Annotated in this window: 15 protein-coding genes and 1 pseudogene; 10 read left to right on the forward strand and 6 right to left on the reverse strand. The window is 62.2% G+C overall.

Features of this window, described 5'->3' with window-relative positions; all coding sequences use genetic code 11:
- Positions 1-127: 127 nt before the first annotated feature.
- From HX830_RS04415 to HX830_RS04455, 9 genes are all read left to right on the forward strand, one after another.
- Positions 128-979, forward strand: a complete 852-nt coding sequence (locus tag HX830_RS04415; RefSeq protein ID WP_177099081.1) for an AraC family transcriptional regulator — start codon at positions 128-130, stop codon at positions 977-979.
- 51 nt (positions 980-1,030) lie between these two features.
- Entirely contained in the window at positions 1,031-1,642 is a 612-nt protein-coding gene (locus HX830_RS04420; RefSeq protein WP_177099082.1) for a LysE family translocator, read from the forward strand.
- Positions 1,643-1,776: 134 nt separating this feature from the next.
- The gene (locus HX830_RS04425) at positions 1,777-2,718 is read left to right on the forward strand and encodes a choline ABC transporter substrate-binding protein (RefSeq protein ID WP_100943482.1); all 942 of its coding nucleotides are present in this window, start codon (positions 1,777-1,779) and stop codon (positions 2,716-2,718) included.
- Between the two features lie 221 nt (positions 2,719-2,939).
- Entirely contained in the window at positions 2,940-3,869 is a 930-nt protein-coding gene (locus HX830_RS04430) for an alpha/beta hydrolase (RefSeq protein ID WP_177099083.1), read from the forward strand.
- A gap of 104 nt (positions 3,870-3,973) precedes the next feature.
- Positions 3,974-5,002, forward strand: a complete 1,029-nt coding sequence (locus tag HX830_RS04435; RefSeq protein ID WP_177099084.1) for a LacI family DNA-binding transcriptional regulator — start codon at positions 3,974-3,976, stop codon at positions 5,000-5,002.
- Between the two features lie 71 nt (positions 5,003-5,073).
- Positions 5,074-5,862, forward strand: a complete 789-nt coding sequence (locus HX830_RS04440) for a sugar phosphate isomerase/epimerase family protein (protein ID WP_177099085.1) — start codon at positions 5,074-5,076, stop codon at positions 5,860-5,862.
- Positions 5,855-6,808, forward strand: coding sequence for a sugar kinase (locus tag HX830_RS04445; protein ID WP_152739705.1), 954 nt, complete (start codon positions 5,855-5,857; stop codon positions 6,806-6,808). Before HX830_RS04440 ends, HX830_RS04445 begins: the two co-directional genes overlap by 8 nt.
- 63 nt (positions 6,809-6,871) lie before the next feature.
- Positions 6,872-8,170, forward strand: a complete 1,299-nt coding sequence (locus tag HX830_RS04450; protein ID WP_177099086.1) for an MFS transporter — start codon at positions 6,872-6,874, stop codon at positions 8,168-8,170.
- Positions 8,171-8,189: 19 nt separating this feature from the next.
- On the forward strand, positions 8,190-9,167 hold the full coding sequence (locus tag HX830_RS04455) for an NAD(P)-dependent oxidoreductase (protein WP_177099087.1): 978 nt from the start codon (positions 8,190-8,192) through the stop codon (positions 9,165-9,167).
- 49 nt (positions 9,168-9,216) lie between these two features.
- Here HX830_RS04455 and HX830_RS32390 read toward each other — a convergent pair whose 3' ends face one another.
- From HX830_RS32390 to HX830_RS04475, 5 genes and pseudogenes are all read right to left on the reverse strand, one after another.
- The gene (locus HX830_RS32390) at positions 9,217-10,080 is read right to left on the reverse strand and encodes a methyl-accepting chemotaxis protein (protein WP_371317471.1); all 864 of its coding nucleotides are present in this window, start codon (positions 10,078-10,080) and stop codon (positions 9,217-9,219) included.
- A 42-nt stretch (positions 10,081-10,122) separates the two neighbouring features.
- Positions 10,123-10,842, reverse strand: a pseudogene (locus tag HX830_RS32395) (MCP four helix bundle domain-containing protein); the annotation flags it as partial.
- 336 nt (positions 10,843-11,178) lie between these two features.
- Positions 11,179-12,258, reverse strand: a complete 1,080-nt coding sequence (locus HX830_RS04465) for a polyamine ABC transporter substrate-binding protein (RefSeq protein WP_177099088.1) — start codon at positions 12,256-12,258, stop codon at positions 11,179-11,181.
- 104 nt (positions 12,259-12,362) lie between these two features.
- Positions 12,363-13,769: an NAD(P)/FAD-dependent oxidoreductase gene (locus tag HX830_RS04470; protein ID WP_177099089.1), complete on the reverse strand. Its 1,407-nt coding sequence runs from the start codon at positions 13,767-13,769 to the stop codon at positions 12,363-12,365.
- 49 nt (positions 13,770-13,818) lie between these two features.
- Entirely contained in the window at positions 13,819-14,634 is an 816-nt protein-coding gene (locus HX830_RS04475) for a helix-turn-helix transcriptional regulator (RefSeq protein WP_177099090.1), read from the reverse strand.
- A gap of 170 nt (positions 14,635-14,804) precedes the next feature.
- Between HX830_RS04475 and HX830_RS04480 the strand changes: the two genes are divergently transcribed.
- Positions 14,805-15,095, forward strand: coding sequence for a DUF1652 domain-containing protein (locus HX830_RS04480; protein ID WP_177099091.1), 291 nt, complete (start codon positions 14,805-14,807; stop codon positions 15,093-15,095).
- Between the two features lie 149 nt (positions 15,096-15,244).
- Here the strand turns inward: HX830_RS04480 and HX830_RS04485 are convergent, their stop codons facing one another.
- Positions 15,245-17,710, reverse strand: coding sequence for a UvrD-helicase domain-containing protein (locus tag HX830_RS04485; protein WP_177099092.1), 2,466 nt, complete (start codon positions 17,708-17,710; stop codon positions 15,245-15,247).
- Positions 17,711-17,971 lie beyond the last annotated feature (261 nt).

Genomic DNA, 17,971 nt, shown 5'->3' on the forward strand with positions numbered 1-17,971 from the left:
GCTCACTTCCCGCTCGCCAATTCCCCTATCGGGGTACTGTCGAGCCCGTGCACGGATCTTCTAGACTGCTACCCGGCCGCCAGCCTCTACTGAAGCACAGCAGATTGACCACGACTCCAGGAACCCCATGTCCAGCACCGTCAACCACTGGGTCGACCTGAACCAGGACCGCGACACCGGCATCGAAACCCTGCGCGCGCGTTTCCAGGGGCATACCCATGCCTACGATGCCCACTGGCACGACAGCTACCTGGTGGGTGTCACCGAACAAGGCGTGCAGCAGTTCAATTGCCGGGGCACCCGCTACCAAAGCCTGGCAGGTAACGTCTTCCTGCTCGAACCCGGCGAGATCCATGACGGCGACGCACCCACCGACGGCGGCTTCACCTACCGCACCATCTATCTCGACCCACACTGGCTGGAGCGGGAGCTGAGCGCGCTGTTCGAGGAAGTCCCGGCGGGCAGCCAACTGAGCTTTGCCGCGACCCTGGCCACCGACACCCGCCTGGCCCAGGCCACCAGTGCCGCGTTCCAGGCCATTCACACCCAGGAATTGCGCATCGTCCGGCAAAGCGCCCTCGACCGTTTGCTCGACAGCCTCACCGACCATCTGCACTGGCGCGCCCGCTACCGCGAGGACCCGCGCCTGCCACGGGTTGCGCAGGTTGCCCGCGAGTACTTGCACGCCCATCTGCAACATGACCTGAGCCTGGATGAGGTCGCGGCCGTCTGTGGTGTCGACCGCTTCCGCCTGACCCGAGCCTTCAAGGCCGCCTACGGTCTGCCGCCCCACGCCTACCTGGTGCAATTGCGGGTGGCCAAGGCGCGGCAACTGCTGTCCCGGGGCGAAACCCCGGCGAATGTCGCCATGACACTGGGCTTCGCCGACCAGAGCCACCTGGGCCGCTGGTTTGTCCGCGCCTACGGGCTGACGCCCGCCGCCTACCGCAAGCGCTGCTCAAATCTTCCAGACGCCTGAGGCGGCACGCGGGAAGATCGGTTGATCGATCTTTCAGTGGAGCCCCTCCCCATGTTGTCCAGCCTTTCCAGCTTCCTGCCCTTTGTGCTCTTCGCCATCGTCGCCTCCGTCACCCCCGGGCCGAACAATATCCTGGTGCTGAGCAACAGTGCCCGCCATGGCCTGGCGGCAGCCCTGCCGATCATCCTCGGCGCCGGTGCCGGCGCGGCACTGATCGTCCTACTGGTGGGCAGCGGTGTCGGTGAATCGCTGGCACAACGGCCCCAGGTCCGCACCGGCATGCAATGGCTCGGCATCGCCTGGCTGAGCTACCTGGCCTGGCAGATCTTCAGTGCCCCAGCCACGGCCATCGATCCCGACGCGGCACCGGCCAAACGTCTCGGCCTGTTCGGCGCGGCCAGCCTGCAACTGATCAATCCGAAGGTCTGGATGATGGCCCTGGCGGTGGTCGGCGTGTTCGCCGGCAACGGTGCCGAACGCCAGGCCCACGTGCTGTCACTGTCCCTGGTGTTCTTCCTGGTGTCGCTGCCATGCATGAGCCTGTGGGCGGTACTCGGTGTCGGCTCCGCGCGGCTGTTTCGCTCGCCCCTGGCGATGCAACGGTTCAATCGCTGCATGGCGCTGCTGTTGCTGGTTTCGGCCTGGCTGAGCGTGCTGGTATAACGTCGGGGTCGCTGCAGTGCAAAAGCCGGTCGCACTGGTGCGCTTTTGCCAGCAGCCGGCTGCGTAACGTGGCCGGACGGTGCATGAAGACACCGAACTCCACAATAAACGACCTGCCGCGAGACCTGCGTATCATGAAAAGACTGTTCAACAGCTGTCTGTTCCTCTGCGGTACCGCCCTCCTGAGCACCAGCGTGCTCGCCTCCGAAGACGCTTCCTGCAAGACCGTGCGCATGGGCGTGGTCAACTGGACCGATGTGATCGCCACCAGTGGCATGGCCGATGTGCTGCTCAACGGCCTGGGTTATGAAAGCAAGCAGACCAGCGCCGTGCAGCAGATCATCTTTGCCGGGATCCGGGACAAACGCCTGGATATCTTCCTCGGCTACTGGAAGCCGGCGATGGACAAGAACATCGCGCCTTTTGTCGCCGCCAACCAGGTCAAGGTCCTGGCCCAGCCCAGCCTCTCCGACGCCCAGGCCACCCTCGCCGTGCCGCAATATGTGGCTGACGCGGGCCTGAAGACCTTCGCCGATATCGCCAAGTTCAAGGACAAGCTCGGTGGCAAGATCTATGGCATCGAGCCCGGCAGCGGCGCCAACACCACCATCAAGACCATGATCGACACCGACCACTTCGGCCTCAAGGGTTTCAATCTGGTGGAGTCCGGGGAAGCCGGGATGCTCGCCGCCGTGCAGCGGGCGGTCAATCGCAAGGAGTTCGTGGTGTTCGTTGGCTGGACCCCGCACCCGATGAACATCAATATGAAGATCACTTACCTGACCGGCAGCGAAGATGTCTACGGGCCTAACGAAGGCGCGGCCACCGTGTCCACCGTCACCGCCCCGGACTACGCCCAGCGTTGCCCGAACGTGAACAAGCTGCTGGAGAACCTGACCTTCAGCGCCGCCCAGGAAAGCCAGTTGATGGTGCCGATCATGGAGCGCCAGACGCCCCAGGACGTGGCCAAGAAATGGCTGCGCGATCACCCGGAAGATCTGCAGAAGTGGCTGGCCGGCGTGACCAGTGTTGATGGCAAGGACGGCGTGGCGACCGTGCAGGCCAGTTTGAAATAACACCCATTGTAGGAGCGGAGCTTGCCCGCGAAGCTTTTAGCGTCCTCACGGGCCTCTTCGCTGGCAAGCCAAGCTCCTACAGGTCCATGGTGTGCGCAAAATCTGTATCCGACGCCGAGCTGCAGGAGCAGGGCTTGTCGGATCGCCGCACCGCCGCGAAGAGGCCCTAAAGATCGCCGCCACAGGTTCTCCTGACACCTCGTACAGAACTGAGACTGCGCATGACCGATTACCCGCTCTCCCCCGAACTCAGCGCCTTTGTCGCCAAGACCCTCGATTTCAGCTATCCCGACACCAGCATCAATGGCCTGCGCCTCGGCTATAGCGCCATGTGCCGAGCGTTTACTCCAGCCCGCCCGGCGAACATCAGCGTCAGCGAACAGCGGATCGGCCAAGTGCCCGTACGCCAATACCGTCCGACTTCAGCAATACCCGCCCATGGCTGGCCCTGTGTGGTCTACCTGCACGGTGGCGGTTGGGTGGTCGGCGACCTCGACTCCCACGACTTCATCACCGCTGAACTGGCCTCCCGGCTCAACGCCGTGGTCATCGCGGTCGACTACCGACTGGCACCGGAACATCCCTTCCCGGCGGCCTTCGATGATTGCCTGGCGGTATGGCGCGGTTTGCAGGACAGTGCCGCAACCTGGCAACTGGATCCGCAACGCATGGCGATTGCCGGCGACAGCGCCGGGGGCAATCTCGCCGCCGCCGTATGCCTGGCCCTGCGCGATGCCGGCCAAGCGCGGCCGCGGCTACAAGCCCTGATCTATCCAGGACTGGGTGGCGACGACCAACTGCCCTCGCGCATCGAATGCGCCGACGCGCCCCTGCTCAGCACCAGCGATGTGCACTGCTACCACGCCTTGTACCTGCCGGGTTCGGCCACCCCTTCGGCCTATGCGATGCCGTTGCAAGCCACGGACCTGCGGAGCCTGGCCCCGGCGTTTATCGCCGTGGCGCAATTCGACCCCTTGCGCGACGACGGCGTGGAGTACAGCGAACGCCTGCAAGCGGCCGGTGTAAGTGTGGATTTCCATCCCGGCCACGGCCTGGTGCACGGCTGCCTGCGCGCCCGGGGCAGTGCACCGGAGGTCGATCTGCTCTACGAAAAACTCCTCGCCGCCCTGCGCCACTCCCTGGACCTGTAGCAAAAGTTACTTGACGACCGACCTTGCCTTGAGTTCTTCTGAAACCGGTTTCAGTGCCAATGCACCAACCGCCTGCCGACAACTCCAAGAAAAGGTTTCAGGCCGTGAACAGTTTTTCCGCCGCCCAACGCAGCCGCGTGACCATGCTCGATGTCGCTGAACGCGCCGGGGTCTCCAAGGCCAGCGTGTCGCGTTTTATCGGCGATGACCGCGCCCTGCTTTCCGAAGCCATCGCCCTGCGTATCGAGCAGGCGATCAGCGAATTGGGCTACCGCCCGAACCAGATGGCCCGTGGCCTGAAACGCGGCCGTACGCGCCTGATCGGCATGCTGGTGGCCGATATCCGCAACCCTTATTCGATTGCCGTGATGCATGGCGTGGAAACCGCCTGCCGCGCCCACGGCTACAGCCTGGTGGTGTGCAACACCGACCGCGACGACCAGCAGGAACGCCTGCACCTGGCGGCGCTGCGCTCGTACAACATCGAAGGCCTGATCCTCAATACCCTCGGTCACCACCTCGAAGAATTGCAGGCACTGCAACGGGAAATGCCGATAGTGCTGGTGGACCGCAAGGTCGAGCAACTGGGCAGCGACCTGGTCGGCCTCGACAACGGCGGTGCCGTGGGCAGCGCCGTCGAGCACCTGGAGCAACAGGGTTACCGCGACCTGATGCTGGTCAGTGAACCCCTCGACGGCACCAGCTCGCGGCTGGAACGGATTGAACACTTCAATCTCGAAATCGTCAGGCGTGATGCCCTGAGCGGCAGCATCGGCCATACCGGCGAATCATTGCGACATCAGTTGCAGGATTTCCTGGCGGCCCCCAGTGCCGGACCCAAGGCGCTGTTCTGTGCCAACGGCATTGCCGCCCTGGCCTGTGTCCAGGCCCTGCGCGAGCTGGGCTGCAATCTGTTCGACGATATCGGCCTGATCGCCCTCGACGACCTGGAATGGTTCCCGCTGGTCGGCAGCGGCATCACCGCCCTCGCCCAGCCCACGCAGCAGATCGGCGCCAGTGCCTTCGACTGCCTGTTCAAGCGCCTGCGGGGTGACAAGGGCGCCGCCAAAGCCCTCGATTTTCCCGCACAGTTGATCGTCCGTGGATCCACCCAACGTACAAGATTTGCCTGAGACGCAGCGAAGCCTGGCCTCCGCTGTAAAGCCCGCCAAAAAATGAAACCGGTTTCAGAGGTACAACAACAATGAAAGAACAGCTGTTTCCCGTCTCCATCAGCCTCTCCAGTTACGGCGCGACGCTGGTTCGCGAACGTGGCCAGGAAAGTTTTATCGAACTGCTGGCCGAGGCCGGCGCCAGTCGCATCGAAGTACGCGAAGAACTGCTGACCAACGAAGATCCGCAGCGCTTTGCAACCCGCGCGGCGGCCATGGGCCTGGAGTGTGCCTACTCGTCCCCCCTGGAATTGTGGCCCGCCGGTCAGTCGCGTCCCGACCCGCAGTTGGCGGCTACCCTGCAACGCGCCGAAGCCTTTGGCGCCCGCTGGCTGAAAGTCTCCCTGGGCTACTTCAGTGAAAACTGCGACCTGTCGGCACTGGCAGGATTGTTGTCGGCATCATCAGTCCGCTTGCTGGTGGAGAACGACCAGACCACCCAGGGCGGCCGAATCGAACCCCTGCTGCGCTTTTTCGATCAGGTCGAGCAACAGCAACTGCCGGTGAAAATGACCTTCGATATTGGTAATTGGCGCTGGCAGGACCAATCCGCCAGCAGCGCCGCGCGCCTGCTCGGCCGGCATGTCGACTACCTGCACTGCAAGGCCGTGGCCCTGCGTGCGGACGGCAAGCTCGTCGCCCTGCCGCCGAGCGCCGTCGACCTGGAACAGTGGGAACGTTTGCTGGGCCAGATGAGTCAAGGTTTGACCCGGGCCGTTGAATACCCGCTGCAAGGCGACGACCTGCTGGCCGTCACCCGCGAACAGGTATGCACCCTCGCCCGCCTGGGCCACTCCATGGAGGAAACAGCCCATGCCTGAGATCGAAATCCTCTCGTTCGGTGAGACCATGGCGATGTTCGTCGCCGAACAGACCGGCGACCTGGCCCGGGTCGGGCACTTCCACAAGCGCATCGCCGGCGCCGACAGCAATGTCGCCATCGGCCTGGCGCGCCTGGGCTTCAAGGTCAACTGGCTGAGCCGGGTCGGCGCCGACTCCCTCGGCCGTTTTGTGATCGACACCCTGCAAGGCGAAGGCCTGCACTGCGATTACGTCGATATCGACCCGGGCTATCCCACCGGTTTTCAACTCAAGTCCCGGGAAGACCAGGGCCAGGACCCGCAGGTGGAGTATTTCCGTCGGGGTTCGGCCGCCAGTCACCTGTCAGTGGCCGATATCCGCCCGGAGCTGCTCAAGGCCCGGCATCTGCATGCCACCGGGATTCCTCCCGCTCTCTCGGCCAGTGCCCGCGAGCTGTCGTTCGAGCTGATGACACGCATGGCGGCGGCCGGGCGCAGCGTGTCCTTCGACCCCAACCTGCGACCGAGCCTGTGGCCCAGCGAAAGACAGATGATCGAAGACATCAACGCCCTGGCCGCCCTCGCCCATTGGGTCCTGCCGGGCCTGGGCGAAGGCCGCTTGCTCACCGGTTACCAGGATCCGCGGGATATCGCCGCCTTCTACCTCGACCAGGGCGCCGCCGTCGTGGCCATCAAGCTCGGGGCTGACGGCGCCTACTACCGGACCCATCGCGACGAGGGGTTTGTCGCCGCGGTGCCGGTGCAGGTCGTGGTGGACACGGTCGGTGCCGGTGATGCTTTCGCCGTTGGCGTGGTCAGTGCGCTGCTGGAGAACCACAGCGTGGCCCAGGCCGTGGCGCGCGGCAACTGGATCGGCGCCCAGGCGGTGCAGAGCCGCGGCGACATGGAGGGTTTACCGACCCGGGAACAACTGACAGCGGCGCACCGACCCGCGCCCGTCGGCTAAGCAAGACCGCGTTTTCCGAATGCCACCTGCTGCGACAAAAACAACAAGCTCAGGAGCCACACCATGCACACGCTGAAACTCGCCACCCGCCGCTGGTGGTACATCATGCCCATCGTTTTCATCACCTACAGCCTGGCCTACCTGGACCGCGCCAACTATGGCTTCGCCGCGGCCTCGGGCATGGCCGCCGATCTGCAGATCACCCCCGGGCTGTCGTCGCTGCTCGGCGCGCTGTTCTTTCTCGGCTACTTCTTCTTCCAGGTGCCCGGCGCCCTCTACGCGCAGAAGCACAGCGTGAAGAAGCTGATCTTCGTCAGCCTGATCCTCTGGGGCGGCCTGGCCACCCTCACCGGCATCGTTTCCAATGCCTATATGCTGATCGGCATCCGCTTCATGCTTGGCGTGGTCGAAGCCGCCGTGATGCCGGCGATGCTGGTGTACCTGTGTTATTGGTTCACCCGTGCCGAACGCTCGCGGGCCAATACCTTCCTGATCCTCGGCAACCCGGTGACCATGCTCTGGATGTCGGTGGTCTCGGGTTATCTGGTGCAGCACTTCAGCTGGCGCTGGATGTTTATCGTCGAAGGCCTGCCGGCGGTGATCTGGGCCTTTATCTGGTGGCGCCTGGCCGATGAGCGTCCAGCCCGGGCGAGCTGGCTCAGCGAGCAGGAAAAACGCGACCTGGACAGCGCCCTGGCCGCCGAGCAGGTCGGCATCAAGGCGGTGAAAAACTATGCCCAGGCCTTCCGCGAACCCAAGGTGATCATCCTTGCCCTGCAGTTCTTCTGCTGGAGCATCGGCGTCTACGGCTTTGTGCTGTGGCTGCCGTCGATTCTGAAAAGCGGCTTGAAGATGGACATGGTCGAAGCCGGCTGGTTGTCGGCCTTGCCCTACCTGGCCGCGGTGATCGCCATGCTCGCGGTGTCCTGGGGCTCGGACAAGCTGCAACGGCGCAAACGTTTTGTCTGGCCACCGCTGCTGGTGGCGTCGGTGGCCTTCTATGCCTCCTACGCCCTGGGCGCGGAACATTTCTGGTGGTCCTACAGCCTGCTGGTGCTCGCCGGAGCCTGCATGTACGCGCCCTATGGACCGTTTTTTGCGATTGTCCCGGAGATCCTTCCGGCCAACGTTGCCGGCGGTGCCATGGCGCTGATCAACAGCATGGGTGCCCTCGGTTCCTTCGGTGGTTCCTACCTGGTGGGCTACCTGAACAGCGAAACCGGTTCGCCGGGGGCTTCCTACCTTCTGATGAGCGGCGCCCTGCTGCTGTCAGTGATCCTGACCGTATTCCTCAATCCCGGCGCCAGCGATCGCGCAGCCCCCAAGGGCTTGCCGACGCCCCGTGCGCTCTCCCATCCCTGAACCCTGTCGAGCGAACCCGATGAAAAAACCGGTTGTGTTGTACAAGAAGCTCTCGCCCTCGCTGATGGCCCGCCTGCATGAGCACACCCAGGTCACCCTGATCGACGATCTGGGTGACAACGGCCTGGCGCAACTGCGTGCCGCCTTGCCCGAGGCCCGGGGCCTGCTCGGTGCCAGCCTGAAGCTGGACGCCGCACTGCTTGACCTGGCGCCACACCTGGAGGCCATCGCCAGCGTCTCGGTGGGGGTCGACAATTACGACATCGATTACCTGACCCGCCGACGGATCCTACTCAGCAACACGCCGGACGTGCTCACCGAAACCACCGCCGACACCGGCTTCGCCCTGATCCTGGCCAGCGCCCGACGGGTGGTGGAACTGGCGAACCTGGTGCGCAACGGACAGTGGACGCGCAATATCGGCCCGCTGCATTTCGGCACGGATGTCCATGGCAAGAAGCTCGGCATCATCGGCATGGGCCGTATTGGTGAAGCCCTGGCCCAGCGCGGGCATTTCGGCTTCGGCATGCCGGTGCTCTACCACAGTCACTCGCCCAAGCCTGAAGTGGAACAACGCTTCAATGCGCGCTACCTGGGACTGCACGAACTGTTGCGGGAAGCCGACTTTGTCTGCCTGACATTGCCCCTGACCCCTCAGACCGAGGGGCTGATCGGTGCCGGGGAATTGGCCCTGATGCGCCCGGAAAGCATCCTTATCAATATTTCCCGGGGCAAGGTGGTGAACGAGCAGGCGCTGATCCAGGCCTTGCAGAACCGGCAGATCCGTGGCGCCGGCCTCGATGTGTTCGAGCGCGAACCCCTGGCGCCGGACTCGCCGTTGCTGAGCCTGGCCAACGTGGTGGCCACGCCGCATATCGGCTCGGCCACCTTTGAAACCCGTGAAGCCATGGCACTCTGTGCGGTGGACAATCTGCTGGCAGCCCTGGCCGGAGAACGACCGGCAAATCTGGTCAATCCCCAGGCCTACCCGCACTGACAGCCGTGCCGGTAGCGAGCGTCGCCAAGCCCTGGCAACGCTCGCAGCGTCAGATCACGAAACGCGCGACCATGGCATTGAGGTCCACCGCCAGGCGCGACAGCTCATGGCTGGCGGCACTGGTCTGGTTGGCACCGGCGGCCGACTGGGAAGCCAGGTCGCGGATGTTCACCAGGTTGCGGTCCACTTCACGGGAGACCTGCGCCTGCTCTTCCGAGGCACTGGCAATCACCAGGTTGCGCTCGTTGATCAGGTTGATCGATTGGGTGATCTGCTCCAGGGCCACACCGGCGGCACGGGCCGTTTCCAGGGTACTCTGGGTCCGCTGGTTGCTCTGTTGCATCGATTGCACGGCCTGACCGGTGCCATTCTGGATACCGGCAACCATCTGCTCGATCTCCTTGGTCGACTGCTGGGTACGATGGGCCAGCGCCCGCACTTCATCGGCCACCACCGCAAAACCACGCCCGGCCTCACCCGCCCGTGCGGCTTCGATGGCGGCGTTGAGGGCCAGCAGGTTGGTCTGTTCGGCAATCGCGCGGATCACGTCCAGCACCTGGCCGATATCGCGACCCTGGGTGGCCAGGCCTTCGATCAGCACCGAGGTGCTTTGCACGTCCTGGGTCATGGCCTGGATCGCCTCCACCGTCTGCACGACACGGTCGCGTCCGTCACGAGCCGCCTGATTGGATTGCTGCGAGGCTTCGGAGGTGGACACCGCATTGCGGGCCACTTCTTCCACCGCACTGGTCATTTCGTTGACCGCGGTGGCCGCCTGCTCGATCTCGTTGTTCTGCTGCTGCAGCCCGCGGGACGACTCTTCGGTCACCGCGCTAAGCTCTTCAGCGGCCGACGCCAGCTGCGTGGCGGAACCAGAGATTTGCTCGATGGTCTTGCGCAAGTTGCCTTGCATCTTTGACAACGCGCCCAGCAGGCGGGCCGGTTCATCCTTGCCTTCAATGGCAATGGCCTTCGTCAGGTTGCCGCCAGCAATGGCTTCAGCGGCTTCGACCGCCTGGTTCAGCGGCGCCACGATGCTGCGGGTCAACAACCAGGCCAGCAGCACGGTAGCCAGCGCCGCCACCACAGAAACCAGGATAATGCCGAAACTGGCATTGCTGTATTGCTCACCGGCCTGGGCCGACGCAGCCTTGGCTCCGGCCTTGTTGATCGCCACCAACTGGTTGAGCTGCACACCCATCAGGTCAGTACCGGCCTTGATCTGGTTATTGATCAGATTACGCATCTCATCGACCTTGTCCTGCCGCGACAGCTCCAACATCTGGCTCTGGTCCCGGATATAAGTGTCGAGCGTGCCCGAGAACTCCTTGTACTTGGCCAGCTCATCCCCATCAGCAGGCAAATCGGCGTAGCTCTTCACGTCCTTGCGAACTTTGTCCACCAGGGCGGCAACCCGCGTATCGGTGTCCTGCAGGGATGCGGAGTCACGGTTGAGCAGCAGGCGAAAAGACAGGATGCGCATACGCAGCACGTCTTCGAGCACATTGCCGAGAAACCCGACGCTAGGCAGTTGATTCGTTTCCATATCAATGGATGCCTGGCGAATCACCGTCATACGGGTCTGGGAAAAGACCCCCAGCACAATCACCAGCAATGCAATAAATGCAAAGCCGAGAAACGCGCGGGGAGCGATATTCATATTTCGTAGGGACATGGGCTGCTCTCTATAAGGCTTGAGGACTACTAGCTTCCATGCCGTAAACCTGTCAGATAGCAACTGGCCATACCGACAGTGTTGCACCACTCTTTTCAGTGACGGTGGGCTTACAACTGATTATCGGCAGAAGTTGTGAATTTATTCAGGGGGAATGAAAAAATATTTCACTTTATGACTTGGCATGGCGAAATATTTCATCACCGATACAATTGGCGCCCTACGCGCTTAAAATTATGGCTATAAGCCACTAACTGTACAGGCATGTTCAATGATCTGAAGCGGTAACTTGTGGGAGCACTGAACTCCCACAAGCGGAGCACCAGTTATAGCGAATCATTCTCCGGTCTTGATCTTGCTCCACAGCCGCGTACGAATGCGATCGATATTCAATGGCATCGCTTCCAGGGCAAACAGCTTGCCCATCATTTCCGAGCTCGGATATACCTTGGTATCGGCCTTGAGCGCCGGGTCCACCAGGCTATCAGCCGCCACATTGCCATTGGCGTACTTCACATAGTTGCTGATACCGGCCATCACTTCCGGGCGCAGCAGGTAGTTCATAAAGGCGTAACCGGCTTTTTCATCCGGGGCATCGGCCGGCATTGCGACCATATCGAACCAGATGGCGGCACCTTCCCTGGGAATCGAGTAGCCGATATCAATACCGTTCTTCGCTTCCTTGGCCCGACTCTCGGCTTGCAGGATATCGCCGGAGAAACCCACCGCGACGCAGATATCACCATTGGCCAAGTCACTGACATATTTCGAGGAATGGAAGTAAGCCACATAGGGACGCACTTTCATCAGTAAGGCTCCGGCTTTTTTATAGTCCGCCGGGTTCTTGCTGTGGTGCGGCAGGTGCAGGTAGTTCAAAGCGGCCGGGAGCAATTCGGGGCCGTTGTCGAGTATCGCCACCCCGCACTTCTGCAGTTTCTGCATGTTCTCGGGCTTGAAGATCAAGTCCCAGGAGTCCACCGGCGCGTTATCACCGAGCACCGCCTTGACCTTGTCGATGTTGTAACCGATGCCTGTGCTGCCCCACAGGTACGGGAAACCATGTTCATTGCCGGGGTCGTTGACCTGCAGCGCCTTGAGCAACGCCGGGTTGAGGTTCTTCCAGTTCGGCAGCTGGCGCTTGTCGAGCTTTTTCAGCGCCCCTCCCTCAATCTGCCGGGCCATGAAATGGTTGGACGGGAACACCACATCGTAGCCGGACTTGCCGGTCATCAACTTGCCATCCAGGGTCTCGTTGCTGTCATAGACGTCATAGGTGAACGCGATCCCGGTCTCCTGCTGGAAGTTCTGGGCGACGTCCGGGGCGATGTAATCCGACCAGTTGTAGATCTTGACGGTCTCGGCCGCCTGGCCGAGGGAGGCGACCAGCATCAAGGGAGCAAGGGACATGCGGATCATGAGTCGATTCCTGTGTGAGTTTTTGTTGGCAGGTTCGGGCGATCAGAGGATCAGAAAATCAGTGCATCGGTCTTGTGATGGATGAGCTGGCGCCCAGGCGCCGGTTACTGCATGAAACCCTCCATAAAGCCGGCAACGCTGCTCGCCAGCTTGCGGCGCCAGGGCGGCGTATCGGGGTCGGCCAGGGTCTGGTCCTCATGGACAAAGCTGCGGATGATCGCGTTGTAGCCCAGCCAGCGGCAGGGTTCCGGCTCCCAGGCTTTCAGTGCCTGGAGGCCGCCCTCGCGGATCACCCAGGGTTGCCGGACCCGTTCGCTATCCTGCTCCAGGATCAGGTCGGCCAGGGTCCGCCCGCCGAGATGGCTGGCACCCACGCCCTCGCCGCCATAACCTCCGGCCAGGGCCAGGCCATTGGCAGGGTCGCAGAGCATGTGCGGCTGGAACCGTCGCGACATGCCCAGGTTGCCGCCCCAGGAATGGCTGATGCGGACCTTCTTCAATTGCGGGAACAGTTCGCCGAACAGGTAGCGGCGCAACTCGATTTCGCTGTCGGTGAGGTCGAAGTCATGCCGTAGCCGGCCGGCAAAGCGATAGCCGCCGCGAGCACCGAAGATCAGCCGGTTGTCCGCCGAGCGTTGGCCGTAGGTGACCTGGCGGCTGCTCTCGCTGAAGGCCTGGCCCTGGCTGAGGCCGATTTCGTCCCAGGTTGCGGCGGACAAGGGTTCGGTGGCCACCAGCAGGCTTTGCACCGGCAGTTGATAGCGGCCCAGGGGCGGCAGCGTCACCGAGTAACCTTCCACGGCCGGGACTACCCAGCGACTGCGAATCTGCGACCGGACCGTGCGCAAGCCGCCAGAGCGCCAGTCGGTCACCGGGGTGTTTTCGAAGATCCGCACACCCAGGCGCTCGACGGCCCGGGCCAGGCCGCGCACCAGCTTGGCCGGCTGGACCGTGGCGATATGGGCGGCATGGATGCCGCCGTAGGGCCGGGCGACCCGAATCTGCCCGGCCAGTTGCTCGGGCCCCAGCCAGCGGTAATCGCTCTCGTTGAGACCCTGCTTGTAGAGTTTGTCCAGGTAGGTCCGCAGGCTGTGTTCCTGCTCGGGGTAACGCGCGGCGCAGTACAACGCCCCGGCCTTGCGGTAGTCGCAGTCGATGCCTTCGCGATCGATCACCCGCTTCACTTCGTCGGGGATGTCATGCAGCAAGTCGAAGGACGCCCGCCGCTGTTCCGGCGACAGCCCGGCCAAAAGACGGTCTTCGCCCAGCAGATTGCCCATCACCCAACCGCCGTTGCGCCCCGACGCGCCGAAACCGGCGGTCTGCGCCTCGACAATCACCACATTCAATTGCGGGGCCTGGCGCTTGAGGTAATAGGCGGTCCACAGCCCGGTGTAACCGGCGCCGACAATGGCCACATCGACATCCAGGTCCTGCTCCAGGGATGCCCGTGGCGTCAGCGGCTCATCGAGCTGATCCATCCATAAACTGATAGTGCGCCATGCTGGCATTCCAGACTCCACAACCGGTAACAGATGGTTGCGATCCTAGTGCCAGTGCTCAGAGGCTGTCTTGCGCGCGTGCACGCAGAGAAATTTCCTTGACGTAGGCCTTGGGCGACAGGCCGGTGTGCTCGCGAAAGCACTTGTAGAAGGCCGACAAGGAATTGAATCCGGCGGCAAAGGCCAACTCATCGATACGTAACGGCGGCACGGCCTTGTCCAGTGCAGCCAGCAGATGCTGCAGGCGCGCCTGGTTGACGTAGCGGTAGAAACTCTGGCCGAGCACCTGGTTGAGCAGATAGGAAATCTGATTACGGCTATAGCCGCACTCCCCGGCGACCCGTTGCAGGTCCAGGTCGGGGTCCAGGTAGGCTTGCTGGCGCTGGAAATACTGTTGCAGGTCATCCGCCATAAAGCTCAGTTGCCGTGGCGACAGGCCCAGGCGACTGGTCGCCGCGCGTCTACCGCCAGTGGTCGTGCTGGCGACCTGTTCGCGCACCAGGGACGCGTATTCATTCACGCGCCAGATCAGGCCGTCACGCACGGTGATCGCCTCGCTGGAATGAAACGATACCAGGCCCTCGCCGCCACGCAGGGTCATCTGGTACTGGATAAAAGCGGTATTGCCATCCAGACGGATGCGATCGCTATGTTCGAGGGCTTCATCTGATTCGCGCGGCATGCTCGATCCTACGTATTCGCGCAGCTCTGAAAGGCCCAGGACACGGTTCTGAAAGAAGTCGTGGTACTGGATCTGGGGATGGTACAGCGCCATCACCCCGTCAAGGTCGCGGTGTTTCCAGCACAGGTGGTAACGCAAAACGGTTTCGCCGGTCGCCCGGGTCTGCTGCGGGCCGTCATTGTCGTCGGACATGGCGCACTCGAACCAAGATTAAGAGACATAGATCAAATTACACGAAAACAATCGCCGAACGGCTTGAAAAAACTCTCTTGCGCCCGTTGAACGGATGCTATTTTTAAGCCTTGTGCTGGTGGGACCATGAGGTCCCGCCGTTCCTACCCGCGAGCAAAAGGAAGCGCTCAATGACCCAGGTGGGCAACATGAGTAAAGTCTTCAGCAAGGTGACTTTCCCCAACGCATGCCAACTGATGCGCTGGCATTTTCATCCCATGGGCTTCGAAGCCAGCATGGATGCGCCGGGCAGCATGGTCGCCCGGCTGTTCGACCGGGCCAGCGGCGAAACGCTGATCGCCATCGCCGGCATTCCTTGCGCCACGGTGATGAACGCCGCCGATGTGGAGCGGATCATCGAGGCGGTCGAGGATGAGCTTGAGGCCTTTGTGCCGCCCATGGGGCTGCGGGCCGTCAACTGACTCAAAGGCGACACCTGACCTTGTGGGAGCGGAGCTTGCCCGCGAAGAGGCCCGCGAGAACGCTAAAAGCTTCGCGGGCAAGCTCCGCTCCCACAAGTTTATAGGGCGTGTTCAATACCCTTTTACAGTTCCATAGATAAGCGCAACCTTCAGCGCTTGGCGCGTAAATCGGCGAAAAAAGCTTTGTCCCCCGCCACCCGATCCGAGGCCTTGGGCCCGTTCGCGGCCTGGCCGTCCTGCCCGTCCAGATACCAATAGCAATGCTTTACCGCCCGGGTGATGCCGACATAGGCCAGCCGCAGGATCTCGTCCTTCTGCGCCTTGTCGTAGGCCTCGGCATCGCCATCCTCCCCGAGCCCGGCCATGCGATAGACCTGGTTCTTGTAGGGTGAACGGGTCAGATGCAGGCAGTCGCCCAACAGGAACACCACATCGGCCTGCAGCCCCTTGGCGCTGTGATAGGTCAGTTGCTTGAGCCGTCGCTGCTCGAAAGGCAAGCTAGAATCAACATTAACTACAGAAGAAATATGCTCATTAATCAGTAACTTATCGCTACTTTTTCGAAACAACATCAAGATGCTTTCGCCACGCCGGTAGTGCTCTTCCAAACGTTTGGCCAAACCGGCATCGTCCCGATCCAGCACATTGACCGGCCACAGTTCCTTTGGCTCGCCGCTGGCCTTGGCCTTTTTCCCGGCAATCGCCGGTGCCGCGCGGACAATATGCTCGGCCGCATCGATGATGTGCTGATGACTGCGATAGTTGTCACTGAGCATGACCCGGGTGGTCGCCGGTGACGGGAATTGCTTGCTGAACTCCATGAAGTACTTGGGCGAACTCCCCCGCCAGCCATAAATCGACTGCCAGTCATCGCCCACGCACAACAGCGACGAATGCCGGGCCGCGCGACCGACCTGCATCGCCGGGCCACGGCGGCGGATCTCCCGCAGGCTGGCCCGCAACCAGGAGACGATCTGCGGTGAAACGTCCTGGAACTCGTCGATCATCAGGTGCGACAACGGACGCAATAGCTCGTCACTGAGCAGCGCCTGGTTTTCCGGGGTGTTTTCGCCGAACAGCGAGAACATGCGGTTATAGGTCATGATCGGTGGCGACTGGGCCAGCAGATGGGTTTCGAGGGCCTTCCAGAACAGGCTCAGGGCTTCGAAGAAGAAGCGGTCCGGATCGTCCTCGGCGAAACTCATCCGCGCGACGGCGGCCGGCACATCCAGCCCAAGGTTCTCGATAAAGCCGGCGGCCATCACAAAACAGTCGAGCAGCGGTGCGGACGCCAGTTCACCCTTGACCTTGTAATCGAAGCCGGGACCGGCGGTGGCATCACCCGCCAGGGACGACAAAACGCATTTGGCCGATTCGTAACTATCCAACCATATCAATTGCTTACGACAGAAAGCTTGAAACAGGGTGCGCTTTACCGCCCATTCGGCGCGCACCGTGAGCTTGGATCCGGGACGACTGATCTGCGGACTTTCCCGTGGATCGAAGCCAAGTACCACCCAGGCCTCCAGCTCGGCAATGTAACCATGGCAATGGAACGGCGAACCGTTGATCTCGATGACCTCACGGTCCGGTTCAATCCCGGCAATCGGCCAGGCACCCGCGCGAAACCACAGGTCCTCCAGGGTGTCGCACAGCTCCTCGTCGCGTTTGGACGCCAGCTCGGTGACCGCCATGCGCTTGCGCACATCCGGGTGGTCCTGGTCCAGCTCACGCAGTTGCAGAGCCTGCTTGTAGAGCGGCACCAGCACTTCGCGAAAACGCGGATTATCGGTGTGCAAACGTTGATAGCAGGCATTCAACTGCTGGCGCTGGGCGTCGTTGATCCGCAGGTCGAACGGGTTGCTGTCGGCGCCTTCCTCGGCGAACAGGCTACGCTCACTGAGGTTCTCGAACGCCTGCAACTGACCGAAGCCCGGCAGGCTGCGGACCATGGGCAGGATCCGCGAGTGAAAGGTGCGTACCACCTCACGGGCATCCCGAGGGCTTAGCACATGTCCCCAGAGGCCCATGACCTCCACCAGCTTGGCCATGAAGTCCTTGCGCGACTCACGGGTAAAGGTCACCACGGTCATGGCGTCCAGTTCAAAGCCCAGGTAGTGGGTCAGCAGCAGGATGCGCAGCACCAATGAAGTCGACTTGCCGGCACCGGCACCAGCGATCACCGACGTCGAGGGTGTGTCACTGAATATCATTTTCCATTGCGCCGCACTGGGCTGCGACTGGGCAGGCAGGAGCCGGGCCACATCGGCCTTGATCCGCTTCTTCAATTCCGCCGTCAGCGGCAGGCGCCAATCGTCGAACAGATTGTCGTCGACCCCGGGTGCGCGATGTTCTACCGGACGCGTATCGCGGATCAGCAGGAGCTGGCGTCCCTCCTCCAGGCCGTCGCGTCGCCCCTCCTCATAACCGTACTCGAGGCCGGCGCCATGGCCGCTACGAAAGCCGTCGGCCTGGCCCTGCAACCAGGACGCCACGTGCTGGGCGCGCAAACGACTCAGGCCACCGCCCAGCAACTTGGCCAGCAAGCGCTTGAACAGGGGCAATTGAGCCAGGGGGGAAAGTTCGGCAGGCGGTTCGGGTGTCGGTGATGGCACGCTGACTCCAGGTAGGCGACGGTCTGGGCGAAAGGCCTATGGTCGCTCCATTACGTCCCGAGTTCTAGTCAATTGCTTGTCGATCAGCCATTTAGGCGACGAATTGAAAGTCCGGAGAGAACTCTAACAATCGAATAAATCGATTGATTTAAGGCATTTTTTACGCTTTTTATCGATATCTATTTAATAGATGATCGCTGCCATCAACCACCGGTTACCGTCCTGCCCCGGCTCCTGCCGGCCCATGACGAACCTGAACAG

This window comes from Pseudomonas gingeri (assembly GCF_013385425.1).
Classification (GTDB): domain Bacteria; phylum Pseudomonadota; class Gammaproteobacteria; order Pseudomonadales; family Pseudomonadaceae; genus Aquipseudomonas; species Aquipseudomonas gingeri_D.